Genomic DNA, 16,186 nt, shown 5'->3' with positions numbered 1-16,186 from the left:
GCCGCCTCATCCGTGCTTGTGTTCTTCACGCGCCGGTTCGCGCTTGAGCGCCTGGATCTTGTCGTACATTTCCGGCTCGAGCACGCGCAGCAGCGTCATCATGCCCATCATGGCGCCCGACCACCCTTTCGCCAGCCCGTAGGTTTCGGGCTTGGCCACCAGCTCGTCGAGCACCGGAAAGTGGTCCTGCGGGAATCCCGGCACCTGGTTCGCGCCCGGCGCCACCTTCCACAGTCCGCCGCCGTGATGCGCGTGCGCCTGCTGCAAGGGCAGGTCGGTAGTGGCGCGCTCGTGGTCCGAGCCGAAGCCCATGCCGCGTCCCAGGCTGGGACCGAAGCTCTCCGACGTAGCATGTCCCTGGCGCAGCAGGCCCATGCCGTCTTCCATGCTCAGCCCCGCGGCCATGCCGTTGAACGTCCACAGCGGCCCGGTCATGGACGCCATCTGGTTCATCATGTGGTGCGGCAGGTGGCAGTGCACCATCCAGTCGCCGGGATTGTCCGCGACGAACTCCACGTCGGTGGCTTCGGCCACGCCCACCAGCGTGGTGTTCTTCGGGCCCCAGAGCGATTCCGGCTGCCGGCCCGCTTCCGAGCCCGTCACCACGAACGTGTGTCCGTGCACGTGGATGGGGTGATGGTCCATGCCCAGGTTCACGAAACGCAGCCGCACGCGCTCTCCGCGCTTCACCAGGATAGGCGTGGTCGCCGGCGCCGCCTTGCCGTTCATGGTCAGCCAGTTGAACTCCATCGACAGCGAGTTGGGCACGGTCGCGTTGGGCAGGATGGCGAACTCCTGCAGCACGAAGCCGAAGTCGCGGTCCACCCGCGGCCGCCACGCCTCCTTCGGATGCATGATGAACAGCCCGATCATGCCCATCATTTCCTGCATGCTCATGTGCGAGTGGTAGAAGAAGGTTCCCGCCTGGCGCAGCGTGAACTCGTACACGAACGTCTCTCCGGGATGGATCAGCGGCTGGCTGATGCCAGGCATGCCGTCCATTTCCACCGGGATCTCGAACCCGTGCCAGTGCATCGAGGTGGGCTCGGGCAAGCGGTTTTCCACCACGAGCCGCACGCGGTCGCCCTCGGTCACCTGGATGGTGGGACCGGGCACGCTGCCGTTGTAGCCCCACAGGTCCACCACTTTCCCGGGATAGATCTCACGCTTCACCACTTCGGCGACGAGATGGAAGACCTTCACACCGTTCTCGAGCTTCCACTCGAGCTGCGGCACGTCCGGCGTCTCGACCGGCAACGGCACGCCCGCGGCACGCCGCGACGGTGGCGTGCCCCACGGCTGCGCTTTCGAATCCTCACGTTGATGTTGCTGCCCGAATGCTTGGGCGGTGGCAGCGGCTCCGGCGCCCAGCGCCAGTGCCGCGCGCAGGAAATTGCGTCGGCTGTTCATATCCACGCTCCTTGGATCGCTGAAACTGAAAAGCAACTCAGAACCGCGGACGCTCACCGTCCACGGCTCGAGCGGCAAGAAAGGAGAAAAACCGGACTAGATGCGCAGAGGAATAGCGGTGGAAGAACCTTCGAGGTCAGGTGGACTGGCGGCGACCGCCACCCGTTGGGCGCTCGCCGCAGGAGTGGACTGGGGAATGGCTGCCGCCGCAAGGGCGGCCGAAACCGCGCGCGGCTCGGGCAGGCTGGTACCGCGGCGCTGCAGCCGCGCGTCCATCTGCGCCGCGCACTCCCCGGCGGACATGCCCGCGCACCTCGCCAGATCTGCCGACATCGTGTCGTGCTGATGGTCCATGCCGCCGTGATGCATCGCAGCGGGGGGCTGCGCCGCCCGTGCGCACCACGCCTGGCATGCGGCCGCGGTCGCCATCGTCCCGCTCAGCAGGACCATGGCCGCCGCGAAAACCGCCACCGTGGGAAGAGCCGCGCGACCAATCATTTGTTCCTCTGCTTCGTATCAGGGCACGGCTTTAGCCGTGCCGTTGGGCACGTACAAGGAGCGGCTTTAGCCGCTGCAGAAACCTTCACCCCTTCAGCTTCATCTCCAGTTCTTCCGGCAGCCGGCTGCGGATCTCTTCCGGCAGGCGCTCGTGTAGGCGGCGCGCGCCCAGCTTGGCCGCGTCCACCATCACCAGCGGCGCCGGCGTAGTAACGGCCACCGCCACCCACATGATGCCCGAGAAGGCGAAGCCCGCCAAGGCCGCGATCTCCAGCAGCATGGCATGCCGCGGCGAAAAATACCGGATGGCCCCGAAGGCCGCCAGGAACATCACCGCCGAGACCGTGGCCACCACGATCAGCCCCACGTCAATCATGCGGTGCAGCTTCTGACGCTTGCGGCAGCGCGCGCATTCGGCCAGGTGCTGCTCGTAGTCGCCGCGCATCTCCGCCGCCAGGCCGGAGATGTCATACCTCCAGCCTGCCAGGATCTCGCCGATCACCCGGTCCGTGCATTGGCTCATACGTCCACAGCCACGTCCACCACTGGTGTTGCTTCATTCCGAGCGCAGCGAGGAATCCCTGCCCCGGAATGAACCGCCTGGGCATAGGGGTGCTTCGCTTCGCTCAGCATGACAATCGGCTTCCGTGACACCGGCGTCGGCAAGTACCCATCGCTCCCAAGGGCGACAATCTCTACAACCGTATCGGCTCCATCGCCCGGTCCTGCTGCGCCAGCAGCACCCGGTTCAGCAACAGGTTACGACGGGGACCCAACGCCTGTTCCGCCGCCCCGCGGGCGATTTCCGGGTGGTTGTTCTGCTCCGAAAGATGCGCCAGCACCAGGAAGGCGGCGCTTCCATCATAGTCGCCGGCAAAGAATTCCGCGAGGGCGTCATTCGACAGGTGCCCCACCCGGCTCATCACCCGCTGCTTCACGCTCCAGGGATAGGGCCCCGTGCGCAGCATCTCCAGGTCGTGATTGGACTCCATCAGCAGCACGTCGCACCCCTTTAGATGCTGCCGGACGCTGGAAGGGACATATCCCAGATCGGTCACCAGCCCGACTTTTATACCTTCCATACGAAACGTGAAGCCCACTGGATCGGCGGCGTCATGGGGCGTGGTGAAGGCGGTGACGGCGATATCGCCGATGTGGAAGGTCGCGCCCGCCGGGAACGGCTCCCAGCGCTCCAGTTCCGTCTCTCCTCCGCGCGCGCGTTGCTCCCTCCGCCACGCCGAGCGCGTCATCTCGGTCATGAACACCGGCGCCTTGAGCTTCCGCGCCAGCACCTCCAGGCCCGCCACGTGGTCGCAGTGTTCGTGCGAGATCAGGATGGCGTCCAGCTTCTCCGGCTCTTCGCCTATGGAGCGCAGGCGCTTGCAGGTCTCGCGGCAGGAGAGGCCCGCGTCCACCAGGATAGTGGTCCGGGCGCTGGCCACCACCGCCGCATTCCCCCGGCTCCCGCTGGCCAGCACCGCGACCCGCACGCCCATGGGGCGAGGATAGCCGGAAACCTGCCATTGGTGGGAGTAATAAGTCGATTAAGGGTCGGCCGACCCCGGAACTGCGAGGCCGCGGACTCGACCTTTTTCTCTTCTCGAAGCCTGAAACCTGACACCTGAATTCAGCGCGGCTCGGCGTGATCGAGCGATAGATGTCCTTTGCGGGTACTCAAGAAGGTGAACCGTTGCCCGCCGGAATAGCAGGCAAGCGTAGGCCCTAGCGAGTTTGCATCGTAGGTAACTAGCTCCTCTCCACTCTGTGAATCCACAACCTTGACGATTTGCTCTTTCGTTGCATCGCTCCGGAACAGAATAGCCACCCGCCCCTTTGACAACTGCATGATGGACGGCATCATCCCGGGGTCTCCGGGATCCACGGCCAGCTTCCGAACCACCTCCCCCGCTGAAGACACTGCATAGATCACTGCTGGCACCGTCCGCCGCATCACGTAAACGTTGCCATCCTCACCTGTAACCGCCATTCCCATGGAGATTGCCCTATTGGTGCCCGGGATCAGTGGGTTTACAAAGTTACTGTCGCCTCGCTCCACTGCCTTCTGAATTTCCTGGTCGTCCTGGAACGTGAGTCGCTTGATCAGCTTCCCGCTGCTGTCGAAAATGCCCGTAAAGGGCTCGATGAGATTCGTTCCATCCTCTCTCTTCCCTTCATATTTGCGACCGGTAATCAGGAATTCTCCCGATGCAAATTCGGCGACTTGAGCCGGTATGATCAGAGGCTCGATCTTTGCCCTTCGCTTGTAGCTGCCATCCTTGTTGAACGTAAGCACGTACAAGTCTTCCGACCATGCAATCTGATGCAGCTCGCCTCTGGCGTTCACGGAAAAGTACATCGCCGTAAGTTCGCTCGCATCCCATTCGGTAACAGCTTCAAGCGAAAAGGTCGCCTGCCGATTCCCTTGGGTGTCGAATTTCTTGATGGGCGCGCGTCGCTCGCCCTCCTGATAAAAGCGAATGTAGATATTCCCGTCACCGTCACATTGAAGCGGGTCCATCATGATCCCCCCGAGTTGCGACTCGACCAGGCTGGTCTCCACGATCTCCAGCTTCAGTGGCGCAGCCTGAGAGGCAATTGGGACCACAGGCGAAACCGGTGACTGTGCTCTGGAGAGCAAGACTCCGGCCAAGCAAGAGACTCCCAGCAATCCAGCCATGTACCGCATACGACTCCACCTCAGCTCCCTACGCCGATTGGATCCGTGCCTCGTTGCCTCACGGCAACGGAGCTTGGCTTGAACGCGTCTTGCAGAAAGAGCATAGGCACTTCTACTACATCAAACCGTCCCTGGCAGCCAGGCGCATACACCACGACGGTTATCACAGGTTCTTCGAAGAGCAGTTTCCCCTGCGGTGGCCTGGGTCCTACGTTCCTCTCGCAGTCGCCGAACAGCCCATCAGATGAGTATTGAACGGAGTTGCAGCACAGCCCCCAAGCTTGATTGCCCCAGCAATAGCTCGAACCTCCGATTACACAGGTGCTTCGCGGGATCTGGTCCGAACATCCCGTGTCAGGATCGGCGCACCGTATCCACGTGTCCTCAACGGTGAAACAAGCGCCAAAACCTGATTTGCTGCCGAGCAGAACCAGGATCACCATAAACACGACACCCAATACGGAATTCATGTCGTGGCTCCTTGTGAAGCGTTGAACTGTTCTTGCACGTCCCCCACTTACCACGGCCACTGCCAAACGCCCTTTCGGGGCCGGACTTGTTCCGGAAACGGAACTCGCAGAAACCCGTGGCCTCCATCTCATTGATACTGTGAAACTTACGCCCATCCCCGCGAGGGGCCCTGTTCCTAGACTCACCAATTCTTGTTCCAAGACCAGAAATCGTCATCCGGAAAATATTTTTCTCTTGACAACATCTCCTAGTTTGCTATAATTACTGAGGATGTGATTGACAGGAGGTAATAACTCCTTTGTGCCCAAAGACCGGGGCCTTAACCCCTTTGGGCCCAAAGACTTCCCCGGAGCCCGTCCGGTAAGTCCTTTCCGGCCTGCTCGCCTATATCCTTCAGACCGCCTCATACAACCTCAAGCCGGTCAACTTCAGCCCCTGGTGGGAAACCGTGGTCCGTGAACTCCCCCGCCAGCCTCGCTCCAGGAGGCACAACTCCGAAGATCATGCTGGCCCCGAAAACGAAGCGATCGAAACTCCAGAAGGGCAACCCCAAGATCCTTCGCTCGGGTTTCCCACGCTGGAGAAAAGCGCTTGGGACCCCTCCCTCGCTCAGGATGACGGCCAAGGAGGAGGAATGAGAACTGAGAACTGAGAACTGAGAACTGAGAACTGACAACTGAGAACTGACAACTGAGAACTGACCACTGCCTCTCAGTACTTGTAAAACCCCTGCCCCGTCTTCCGGCCCAGACGTCCGGCGTGGACCATCTTGATGAGCAGCGGGCAGGGACGGTACTTGGGGTCGCCGAGGCCTTCCTGCAGGACGCGCATGATGTCCAGGCAGACGTCCAAGCCGATGAAGTCGGCCAGTTCGAGCGGACCCATGGGATGGGCCATGCCCAGGCGGAAGACTTCGTCCACGGCGGCGGGCGTGGCCACGCCTTCCATCACCGCGTACATGGCTTCGTTCAATAGCGGCATCAACACGCGGTTGGAGACGAAGCCGGGAGCATCGTTCACTTCCACCGGCGTCTTCTCCAGCTTCTCGGCCAGCGCCTTGACGGTCTGAAAGGTTTCATCCGACGTGGCCAGGCCGCGGATGACCTCCACCAGCTTCATCACCGGTACGGGGTTAAAAAAGTGCATGCCGATGACCCGGTCGGGACGCTGGGTCAGGGCCGCCAGGCGCGTGATGGAGATGGACGAAGTGTTCGAGGCGAGGATGACCTCAGGCCGGCAGACCTGATCGAGTTCGCGGAAGAGATCGGCCTTGATCTCGAGTTTCTCGGTAGCGGCCTCCACCACAAAGTCGCAACCGGCAAGCACGGCGCGCTCGACGGTGGGCTCGATGCGGCTCAGCGCGGCCTTGCTTTCGTCGGCACTGAGCTTGTTCTTGGCGACTTCGCGGTCGAGGTTCCTAGCGATGGTCTCGAGCGCGCGGTCGAGGAAGCGGCGCTCCACGTCGCACAGCAGGACGCTATAGCCGTGGCGCGCGAACACGTGCGCGATGCCGTTGCCCATGGTCCCGGCGCCGATGACGCCGACAGTGTGAATAGCCATGATTGCCTCTCGTGGAAGCTCAGGAGTGTATCAAAAGCACTCACCGCTGAGAGCGCCGAGAGCGCCCAGGAAGGCAAGGTCAAGAATCAAAGGAAGAAAGAGGAATTTGCAGTAACAGCGTTTCACCGCCGAGAACGCGGAGAACGCAGAGATTACGAGAGTGATTCGTAGCAGGGCACGACGTCAGCCGTGCCGTCACATCTCGCATGGCACGGGCTTGAGCCGCTGATTGGCAGCCTGCAGTCGCTGTCAGCAGCAAGTGAGGAAACGTAGAGCCCATGGCGGGAAGCGCAAAGCAGCCGAAGAGACGATGCAATGCAACCCGAGTTTCTCGGCGCTCTCTGCGCTCTCGGCGGTGAAATGCGGTTACTGCAGGTCGAAGCTCATTTTCACGCCCTTGACCTCGATCATGGAGCCCTCGGTCAGCTCGGTGGGGCCGACGATGTGGGCGCCGTTGACGGTGACGTGGATGGAGCGTTCGGCGGGCGCGATGATGTACTTGTTGTCGCGCTTGGTGATGGTGGCCGCGACGTTGGGCGCGAACCAGCCTTTCAGGCGCACCGTGGCCATGTCGCTCTTGCCGATGACGGTGAGCTTGCTGGAGAGGATGTACTGCGACTGGTCGGTCTTGCCCGCCAGGATGGTGAGCGTGGCAGTGCGCTCGCGCGGCGGAGGAGCCGCCGGCGGCATGGTGGCCGTCTTGTGGCCCGGGGGAGTGGGAGCGGCGGCGGGCGGCGGCGCGCCCGGCGCCTTGCCGGCCAGGGCCGCAGCCATCATCTCCTTGGCTTTCTTGGTATCGAGGACGACCGTGGCCTCGAGCTTGGGCAGAGGCGGAATGGCCTGCACGGTATCGGCGGCGGTCTCATCCTCGTGCCACGTGTCCTTGAACTGGATGGTGTGCTTGCCGATCAGCACCTCGTCGCCGTCGTTGAGCGAGGCTTTGGTGATGCGCTGCTTGTTGACGAAGGTGCCGTTGAGGCTTTCGTTGTCCTCGACGACGTAATGATCGTCTTCCCAGTAGATCTTGGCATGGTGGCCGCTGACGGCGAGGTTATCCACCTGGATGAGGTTATCGGGCAGGCGGCCGATGGTGGCCGTGCCGCCCTGGGCCAGCGTGAACTCTTTCAGGGTGGCGCCTTCGAACATCAGATAGAGTTTTGCCATTTGTGGCCTCCTCCGAACCAGCGGCGATACCAGGGTTCCTTGATGATCTTGATGAGTACGCAGGTGATGTTGTCGTCGCCGCCGGCTTCCTTGGCGGCCTGGATCAGGCGGTCGCAGCCCTGCTGCAGCGAGGACGAGGACTGGATAATTTCCAGCAGACGCGGCTCCTTGATGTACTTGGTAAGCCCGTCGGTGGTGAGCAGCAGGATGTCGCCGGGCTGCGCCACCAGGTCCTCGAGGTCGGGCTCGACGGTGGCATCGGCCCCGAGGGCGCGGAAGATGATGTTCTGGATGTCGGAGCGGTCGGCCTCTTCCTGGCTGATGAGGCCGCGGCGAACCTGCTCCGCCACCAGGGAATGGTCCTCGGTCAATTGCTCGATCTGCCCGTGGCGGATGCGGTAGATGCGGCTGTCGCCCACGTGCGCAATGGAGAGGAAATTGCCTTTCAGCATGGCCGCTACGATGGTGGAGCCCATGCCGTGATGGGAAGCGTCGGAGGATGCCGCCTGGTAGATGACGTCGTTAGCCAGCTGGATGGCACTGGCCAGAGCGTTGGCCATCTGCGAAAGGTCCTCGTAGGTGCGGCCGTGGGAGGGATAGTTGCCGTTGGCGGCCGCCTTGCGGAAGTATTCCATCACCGTGTCGACGCCCATCTTGCTGGCGACCTCGCCGGCGGCCATGCCGCCCATGCCGTCACAGACCAGGAAGATGCCGTAGCGGGTGTCGTAGCCGAAGTTGTCCTCGTTGTTGGTGCGCACGCAGCCAACATCGCTCTTGCCGACGACTTCGACCGAAACATTCATGGAATGGGACGACTGCCGCGCAATCCTACCCCAACTTCGCCTCTCTGCGCGCTCTGCGCAGGCCTGCCCTCTCGCGTGCAAGCGTGCGAAGGCCAGCCCTTCCGGGGAACTTCCCGGGAGATGTTGGGCGGATTGTATCGGGTGTGCAGAGACGAAACAAGAGCGTTGTTTACCGAAGCGTTATCAGAGCAAGGACTTGCGGACGCGGCAGATATGGGAAAGGTTGCCCGACTGTGGCTTTTTGGCCACAGTCAGCAAGGCGGAGTAGGGGCAGCGGCGATCTCCGGTCAGGGCATCTCACTTAGAGTGGGCGCAGAAAGTGCCCGCACGAAGGGCAAATCTTACCTGCGTCCCGGAGGTGAACATGGTGGTCAAGACGAAAGCGGCAATCCTCGCGCTTGCAATCGTGCTGGCACTGGCGGGCACGACGCTGGCGCACGACCCGCCCGGCCGCCAACCGTATCAGGCCCAGCAGTACGGGTACGATCGCGGCTACCACGACGGCTTCCGCCACGGCGTGGCGGACCGCAGTGACGGCGCAAGCTACGACTACCGCGACGCCAACTTCCAACAGGCCGACCGGGGCTACGCAAGCTGGATGGGCCCCCTCGGACAGTTCCGCCAGGGCTACCGCGACGGCTATCGGGTGGGCTATGACGACGCCTTTTTCGGACGCTCCGCAAGCGTGACCAGCACTTATGACGACGCCGTCATCGTACGGACGCCCGCATCGGGAGACGTAGCGTATGCCAACGGCTTCCGGGATGGCGTGATCGCGGGCCGCGATGAGGTGCAGGAAGGCAAGAGCTACAGCCCGTATAACAATAGCTGGTACCGCGATGCGGATCGCGGCTATTACGGCGATTACGGCAGCCGCGATACCTACCGGCACATGTACCGGCAAGGCTACCTGGAGGGCTATCGACAGGGCTACTCCAGCCACTAGCGCTGAGCAGCGTCCGAAGTGGACGGGCCGCCTCCACGGCGGCCCCTCACTTTCCCCGGCAGTCTGCCGGGAACGGCGCTATTGCTTGCCGGCTACCTGCAGCCGGATGAGGGCGCGCTTGAGGGCGACCTCAGCGCGGCGGAAGTCGACATCAGGATCAGTGCGGCGAAGATGCTGCTCGGCCTTCTCAACGGCCCGGCGGGCGCGCTCCACATCGATCTCCTCGGCGCGCTCGGCGGTTTCCGCCAGGATGATGACGCGGTCGGGCAACACCTCGGCGAAGCCCCAGGCCACGGCCAGGTAGCGGGTCTTCTGGCCGTGCCGGTAGCTGATCTCGCCGACCTCCAGTTCGGTGATCAGGGGAGCGTGGCCGGGCAGGATGCCCAGGTAGCCGTTGCGACCGGGAATCTGCATCTCTTCGGCGCGGTCGTCGACGACCTGGCGATCGGGAGTGACGATCTCGAGTTTGAAAGTGGCAGACACGACCTAGTTCTCAGTTCTCGGTTCTCAGTTCTCAGTGACTACGCTGCCGCCTGTTGTTTGAGCTTTTCGGCGTGTTCGAGGACCTCCTCGATGCCGCCTTTCATGAAGAAAGCCTGCTCGGGGATGTCGTCGTACTTGCCTTCGATGATGCCGCGGAAGCCCTTCACGGTGTCGGCGATCTTGACGTAACGGCCGGGCACGTTCAGGAACTGCTCGGCGACGTGGAAGGGCTGCGACAGGAACTTCTGGATCTTGCGGGCGCGAGCGACGGTGAGCTTGTCGTCTTCGCTCAACTCGTCGATGCCCAGGATGGCGATGATGTCCTGCAGGTCCTTGTAGCGCTGCAGGATCTTCTTCACGCCCTGGGCGACGTCATAATGCTCCTGGCCGACGATGCGCGGGTCGAGAATGCGCGATGTGGAGGCCAGCGGATCCACGGCGGGGTAGATGCCGATTTCGACGATCTGGCGGGAAAGCACGGTGGTGGCGTCGAGATGGGCGAAGGTGGTCGCCGGGGCGGGATCGGTGAGGTCGTCCGCCGGCACGTAAATCGCCTGGACGGAGGTGACCGAACCCTTCTTGGTGGAGGTAATGCGTTCCTGAAGCTCGCCCATTTCGGTGGCGAGGTTGGGCTGGTAGCCGACGGCGGAAGGCATGCGGCCGAGGAGCGTGGAGACCTCGGAGCCCGCCTGGGTGAAGCGGAAGATGTTGTCAATGAACAGCAGGGTGTCCGCGCCTTCGACGTCGCGGAAGTATTCGGCGACGGTCAGGCCGGTGAGGGCGACGCGCAGGCGCGCGCCGGGCGGCTCGGTCATCTGGCCGTAGATGAGCGCGGCCTTGGAGTTGGCCGGGTCGCCGGGCTTGATGACGCCGGACTCGGACATCTCCAGCCACAGGTCATTGCCCTCGCGGGTGCGCTCGCCCACGCCGGCAAAGACGGAGAAGCCGCCGTGCTGCTTGGCGACGTTGTTGATGAGTTCCATGATGATCACGGTCTTGCCCACGCCCGCGCCGCCGAATAAACCGATCTTGCCGCCTTTGAGGAAGGGCTGGACGAGGTCGATGACCTTGACCCCGGTCTCAAACATCTCCGCGGTGGTGGCCTGCTCCTCGAAGCTGGGCGCAGGGCGGTGGATGGGGTGACGCTCCTTGGCAGTGATGGGCCCCAGGTTGTCCACAGGCTCACCAATGACGTTCATGACGCGGCCCAGCGTGCCTTCGCCCACGGGCACGGTGATGGGCCCGCCCAAGTCGATGGCTTTCATGCCCCGCACCATGCCATCGGTGGGCTGCATGGCTACACAACGCACGCGGCCCTCGCCCAGGTGCTGCTGCACTTCGAGAGTGACGTTGATGGGCACGGGGACATCGAAGCCGTCGCTGACCACGCGGACGGCCTGATAGATGGGAGGCAGATGGGCCTCGGCGAACTGCACGTCGACGGCGGGGCCGGCGACTTGGATGACGCGACCGACGTTTTCCATAATCAGTTCTCAGTTCTCGGTTCTCAGTTCAAAAACCGCTCTTGGCTATTGGCCTTTGGCTCTTGGCTGGAGCTTCTAGCCCCTAGCTGCTAGCTGCTAGCTCCCAGCTTCTAGCTTCGTAACCTCAACTGCAGATCCCAGGCAACTTCGCAAGCCCAGGGCGACTACGACAATCCCCAGATGACTACAAAGCTGCAGCTCCGGAAACGATCTCGATGATCTCCTTGGTGATACGGGCCTGGCGGGCGCGGTTCATGGCCAGGGTCAGGTCGTCGATCATCTCCGAAGCGTTGTTGGTGGCCGAGTCCATGGCGGTCATGCGGGCGGCATGCTCCGCGGCCACCGACTCCAGCAGGGCGTGAAAAATCTGCACGCTGACGTAGCGCGGCAGCAGGCTGTGGAAGAGCTCCAGCGCCGGCTGCTCGTAGATGTAGTCCACGCCGGCGACGAAGGCGGCGGCGCGGCGGTCGATTTCGGCTGTATCGGCGGCGTGAACGCTGACGCCGGCGGCGCGCGCCGCCTCGACCAGGCGCTTCTTCTGCTCGTCGGTCATCTCCTCGGCCATACGGATATCGGCGGCGCCGATCTCCTCGATGGGCAGGATCTCATCCACCACGAGGCGCTGCGAGACGACCGACTTGAACTCGTTGTAAACCAGATACACGGCATCGGCCTGGCCGCGGGTGTAGGCGGCGATGACCTCTTCGGCCAGATCGCGGGCGTGAGTGAACTCCAGGCGGCTGAAGATGTTGGTGTGTTCGCCGACCACCTGAATCCTTGCGGCGCGAGCAGGAGGCTCGGCTTCGGGATGCTGCATGCCGGCGGCGACCCGAAGCTGCAGCTCGCCGGCGGGATAGCGGCGGCGCAGGAAGTCGCGCCCCTTGCGACCCACGGCGATGATGTCCACATTCTTGTCCGGCTTGGATTCGAGGAAGCGCTGCGCGGCCTTGAGGATATTGGTGTTGAACGCGCCGGCCAAGCCCTTGTCGCCGGTGACCACGACCAGCAGGATGTCCTTTTCTTCGCGGCGGGCGAGCAGGGGATGGCGGGCTTCGCCGGTCTCCGGGTCGTAGATCTCGGCGCGGGTGACCAGCGACTGCAGCACGCTGGTGAGCATGCGGGCGTAAGGCCGCGCGGAAAGGGCGCGGTCCTGGGCGCGGCGCAGCTTGGCCGCCGAGACCATCTTCATGGCCTTGGTGATCTGCCGCGTGTTGCGCACGCTGCGGATACGGCGGCGAATGTCCAGGACGTTTGCCATTGCTCAGTTGCCAGTTGCCGGTGCCGGTTAGTTCTCCGTTCTCGGTTCTCAGTTCTCAGAGATCAGCTCGCGCCGGCGAGCTGGCGGTCTTTCACGAACTTATCCCTGAAATCACTGACAATCTTGTTCAACTCGCCGCGGAGGGCGTCGTCGAGCGCCTTCTTCTCCGCGATCTTCTTGAGGACATCGGGATACATCGAATCCACGTACTTGAAGAGCTCGGCCTCGAATTCGCGCACCTGCTCGACGGGCAGAGTGTCGAGGAAGCCGCTTGTGCCGGCGAAAATCTCCACGATCTGCTTGGGGACGGAGAGGGGCGCGTACTGGTCCTGCTTGAGAGCTTCGGTGAGGCGGCGGCCGCGGTTGAGCTGCGCCTGGGTGGCCTTATCGAGGTCGGAGCCGAACTGCGCGAAGGCGGCCAGCTCGCGGAACTGGGCCAGTTCCAGGCGCAGAGTGCCGGCCACCTGGCGCATGGCCTTGATCTGGGCGTTGCCGCCCACGCGGCTCACCGAAAGGCCGACGTTGACCGCGGGGCGGACGCCGCTGTTGAACAGGTCGGTCTCCAAGTAGATCTGGCCGTCGGTGATGGAGATGACGTTGGTGGGAATGTAGGCGGAGACGTCGCCGGCCTGGGTCTCAATGATGGGCAGGGCGGTGAGCGAACCGCCGCCGAGCTTGTCGTTGAGCTTGGCCGCGCGCTCCAGCAGGCGGGAGTGCAGATAGAAAACGTCGCCGGGGTAAGCTTCGCGGCCCGGCGGACGGCGCAGCAGGAGCGAGATCTCACGGTAGGCTGCGGCGTGCTTGGAGAGATCGTCGTAGATGCACAGGGCGTGGCGGCCGGTGTCGCGGAAATACTCGCCCATGGCGCAGGCGGCGTAGGGCGCGATGTATTGCATGGGCGCGGGCTCCGACGCCGAAGCGGCCACGACGATGGTGTACTCCATGGCGCCGTAGTCTTCCAGAATCTTCACCACCTGGGCGATGGAGCTGCGCTTCTGGCCGATGGCGCAGTAGATGCAGATAAGGTTCTTGCCCTTGTTGTGGATGATGGTATCGATGGCGACGGCGGTCTTACCGGTCTGGCGGTCGCCGATAATGAGCTCGCGCTGGCCGCGACCGATGGGAATCATGCTGTCGATGGCCTTGAGCCCGGTCTCCATGGGCTCGCGCACCGGCTGGCGGTCCACGACGCCGGGCGCCAGGCGCTCGAGCGGGATGTACTTATCGGTGGTGATGGGGCCCTTGTCGTCGATGGCCTGGCCGAGCGCGTTGACGACGCGGCCGATCATGACTTCGCCCACGGGGACGCTCATGATGCGGCGGGTGCGCTTGACCTGGTCGCCTTCCTTGAGTTCGGTGTACTCGCCCAGGAGCACGCAGCCGACCTGGTCTTCCTCCAGGTTCATGGCGATGCCGGAAACGCCGTGGGGAAAGGCGAGCATTTCGCCGGCCATGACCTTGTCGAGGCCGTGGATGCGGGCGATGCCGTCGCCGAGCGAGATGATGGTGCCCACCTCGTCGACCGAGACGCGGGACTCGTAGTTCTCGATCTGCTCGCGGATGATCTGCGTGATTTCGTCAGCTTTGATCTGTGCCATGGGGTCAGTTGTCAGTTAGTTCTCAGTTCTCGGTTCTCAGTTCTCAGTCAGGTGCCGGCGAGTTGCTCTTTGAGGCGCTGGAGCTGGCCGCGCACGGTACCGTCATAGACGGTAGAGCCGATGCGGATGACCGCGCCGCCCAGCACCTGCGGATCCTGGCGGTAGCGCGGGCGGATCTTTTTGCCGGTGAGCTTCTCCAGGCGCGCAGTGAGATCACGTTTTTCGTCTTCTGCGAGCTCGCGGGCGGAGGTGATCTCCGCCTCGGCGAAGCCCAGGCGCGAATCCAGCTCGAGCGCGAACTGGCGGGCGATCTCCGGCAGCGCCGCGATGCGGCGGTGATCCATCACCACGGCGGCGAAATTGCGCAAGTAGCGGGAGACGCCGAGACGGGCCACAATGGCGTCGAGCACGGCCAGCTTCTGGCGCGCGGGCACGGAGGGATTCTCCAGCACGGTGCGCAGTTCGTGGTGCTGGGCGATGACTTCGGCCAGCGCGTTGAGCTCGGCGACGGTGCGGGCGGGATCGAGATGCTTCTCGATCGCCAGGTCGGCGAGGGCGCGAGCGTAGCGGCTGACGACGGCGGCCATCGGCTACCTCCCGTCCCGGGAAAGCTGTTCCAGGAAGCTGCGCACCATCTGCTGGTCCGCCTGCTCGCTGACCTGGATGCGTTTTTCCGCGAGAGACACCGCAAGCTCGGCCGCGTAAGCCTTCAGGTCCTTGCGCGCCAGGCGGGCAGCGGCGCTGATCTCTTCCTCGGCAGCGCGCAGGATGGCGGCCTTGTCTTCTTCGGCGGCGGCGCGCAGGCGGGCCTCCTCGGCGGCGACGTCGGCTTCCGCAGCGGAGCGCAGATCGGCGATCTCGGTGCTGATGCGGGCGAGGCGGGCTTCGATATCGGCCAGACGTTTTTGCGCTTCCTCGCTGGCCTTGCGCGCCTCGTCGATGGACTGGCGGATGGCGACGTTGCGGTCTGCGAAGGCTTTGCCGATGACCGGCCGGAGCACGACCCACAACACCACCACGACCGCCACGAAATTCAGGATGACGCTGACCCAGTAGGCGCTCTCGACGCTCATCCCGGTCCATTCGGCGATCTTCCTGACCGAGGGCGAATACTTGAATTCTGCGTGCGCGTCGCCCTCGTGCTCGCCGGCGGCCTGACTGCTGTCGGAGGCTTCGTGGCCGGGTTGTGCGGCGGGCTGGTGTTCCTGGGCGAACGCGGCCGCGGCCAGGACCAGACCGGCGAACAGCACCGCGAGAAGAGCGAGGCGGGCGGTCATGCCTGCCTTTCTGCAGCCACGGCGGCGGGCCGGAGGATGGTCTGGATAATCTGATCGGCGAGGCGCTCGGATTCGGCCTCGAGGGTGCGGCGGGCGCTGACGGCTTCCGATTCCAGCGTCATGCGGGCCTGGTGGACCAGGTCTTCGGCGCGGGCGCGGGCCTCGGCGATGGCGGCGGCGCGGGCCTCCAGCGACTTCTTGCGGCGTTCTTCCGCCGCCTTGAAGATGGCCAAACGGGCGTCGCGAATCTTCTGCTCGTACTCGGCGGTGCGGGCGTCGGCCCGGGCGATATCAGCGCGCGCCTTCTCGATGGCGCCCTCGCCGCGGGCGTGGCGCTCCTCCAGCACGCGGGTGAGCGGGCGGTGCACCAGGGTCAGGTAGGAGAGGAAAACAATCAGGAACAGGACCACCGTGGGGATGGCCGCGAGCAGTAATCCGCCCACTTGCTTGAGGGTTTCTTCCATGCCTGAAGCTTACGAACAGGAGGTTCGGAGCGCGCCCAACCTTACAAACTAACATCCGGCACAGGGAACGGTCAACGCAACGAAAAACCGCCC

At 63.6% G+C, this 16,186-nt stretch carries 16 protein-coding genes; 1 reads left to right on the top strand and 15 read right to left on the bottom strand.

Features of this window, described 5'->3' with window-relative positions; translation table 11 throughout:
* Positions 1-6 precede the first annotated feature (6 nt).
* From VNK82_07680 to VNK82_07645, 8 genes are all read right to left on the bottom strand, one after another.
* Positions 7-1,410, bottom strand: a complete 1,404-nt coding sequence (locus VNK82_07680) for a copper oxidase (protein ID HXE90825.1) — start codon at positions 1,408-1,410, stop codon at positions 7-9.
* A gap of 96 nt (positions 1,411-1,506) precedes the next feature.
* Positions 1,507-1,908 carry a hypothetical protein gene (locus VNK82_07675; protein HXE90824.1) on the bottom strand — a complete coding sequence of 134 codons (402 nt, stop codon included), beginning with the start codon at positions 1,906-1,908 and terminating at the stop codon, positions 1,507-1,509.
* A gap of 85 nt (positions 1,909-1,993) precedes the next feature.
* Positions 1,994-2,431, bottom strand: a complete 438-nt coding sequence (locus VNK82_07670) for a hypothetical protein (protein ID HXE90823.1) — start codon at positions 2,429-2,431, stop codon at positions 1,994-1,996.
* 172 nt (positions 2,432-2,603) lie between these two features.
* Complete coding sequence (locus VNK82_07665) at positions 2,604-3,404, bottom strand: MBL fold metallo-hydrolase (GenBank protein ID HXE90822.1); 801 nt, start codon at positions 3,402-3,404, stop codon at positions 2,604-2,606.
* A gap of 131 nt (positions 3,405-3,535) precedes the next feature.
* Entirely contained in the window at positions 3,536-4,468 is a 933-nt protein-coding gene (locus VNK82_07660; protein ID HXE90821.1) for a hypothetical protein, read from the bottom strand.
* 1,299 nt (positions 4,469-5,767) lie between these two features.
* Entirely contained in the window at positions 5,768-6,616 is an 849-nt protein-coding gene (locus tag VNK82_07655; protein HXE90820.1) for a 3-hydroxybutyryl-CoA dehydrogenase, read from the bottom strand.
* A gap of 366 nt (positions 6,617-6,982) precedes the next feature.
* On the bottom strand, positions 6,983-7,780 hold the full coding sequence (locus tag VNK82_07650; protein ID HXE90819.1) for an FHA domain-containing protein: 798 nt from the start codon (positions 7,778-7,780) through the stop codon (positions 6,983-6,985).
* Entirely contained in the window at positions 7,762-8,583 is an 822-nt protein-coding gene (locus VNK82_07645) for a Stp1/IreP family PP2C-type Ser/Thr phosphatase (GenBank protein ID HXE90818.1), read from the bottom strand. Before VNK82_07645 ends, VNK82_07650 begins: the two co-directional genes overlap by 19 nt.
* A 364-nt stretch (positions 8,584-8,947) precedes the next feature.
* On the opposite strand from VNK82_07645, the gene VNK82_07640 reads away from it, so the two are divergent.
* Entirely contained in the window at positions 8,948-9,529 is a 582-nt protein-coding gene (locus tag VNK82_07640) for a hypothetical protein (protein HXE90817.1), read from the top strand.
* A 78-nt stretch (positions 9,530-9,607) separates the two neighbouring features.
* Here VNK82_07640 and VNK82_07635 read toward each other — a convergent pair whose 3' ends face one another.
* From VNK82_07635 to VNK82_07605, 7 genes are all read right to left on the bottom strand, one after another.
* Complete coding sequence (locus VNK82_07635) at positions 9,608-10,012, bottom strand: F0F1 ATP synthase subunit epsilon (protein ID HXE90816.1); 405 nt, start codon at positions 10,010-10,012, stop codon at positions 9,608-9,610.
* 38 nt (positions 10,013-10,050) lie between these two features.
* Positions 10,051-11,496 carry a F0F1 ATP synthase subunit beta gene (atpD, locus tag VNK82_07630; protein ID HXE90815.1) on the bottom strand — a complete coding sequence of 482 codons (1,446 nt, stop codon included), beginning with the start codon at positions 11,494-11,496 and terminating at the stop codon, positions 10,051-10,053.
* Positions 11,497-11,680: 184 nt separating this feature from the next.
* Positions 11,681-12,754 (bottom strand): FoF1 ATP synthase subunit gamma, encoded by a 1,074-nt coding sequence (locus VNK82_07625; protein HXE90814.1) that lies wholly within the window; start codon positions 12,752-12,754, stop codon positions 11,681-11,683.
* Between the two features lie 62 nt (positions 12,755-12,816).
* Complete coding sequence (gene atpA, locus VNK82_07620; protein HXE90813.1) at positions 12,817-14,352, bottom strand: F0F1 ATP synthase subunit alpha; 1,536 nt, start codon at positions 14,350-14,352, stop codon at positions 12,817-12,819.
* Positions 14,353-14,399: 47 nt separating this feature from the next.
* A complete protein-coding gene (gene atpH / locus VNK82_07615) occupies positions 14,400-14,939 on the bottom strand; it encodes an ATP synthase F1 subunit delta (GenBank protein HXE90812.1) in 540 nt (179 codons plus the stop codon).
* A 3-nt stretch (positions 14,940-14,942) separates the two neighbouring features.
* Positions 14,943-15,629, bottom strand: coding sequence for an ATP synthase F0 subunit B (locus VNK82_07610; GenBank protein HXE90811.1), 687 nt, complete (start codon positions 15,627-15,629; stop codon positions 14,943-14,945).
* Positions 15,626-16,093 carry a hypothetical protein gene (locus VNK82_07605; protein ID HXE90810.1) on the bottom strand — a complete coding sequence of 156 codons (468 nt, stop codon included), beginning with the start codon at positions 16,091-16,093 and terminating at the stop codon, positions 15,626-15,628. The genes VNK82_07610 and VNK82_07605 overlap by 4 nt, the downstream gene beginning before the upstream one ends.
* Between the last annotated feature and the right edge of the window lie 93 nt (positions 16,094-16,186).

The organism is Terriglobales bacterium (assembly GCA_035573675.1).
Lineage (GTDB): Bacteria > Acidobacteriota > Terriglobia > Terriglobales > Acidobacteriaceae > DATMAB01.
Note: the sequence above shows the minus strand (reverse complement) of the source record. Positions and strands in the feature narration are given on the sequence as shown.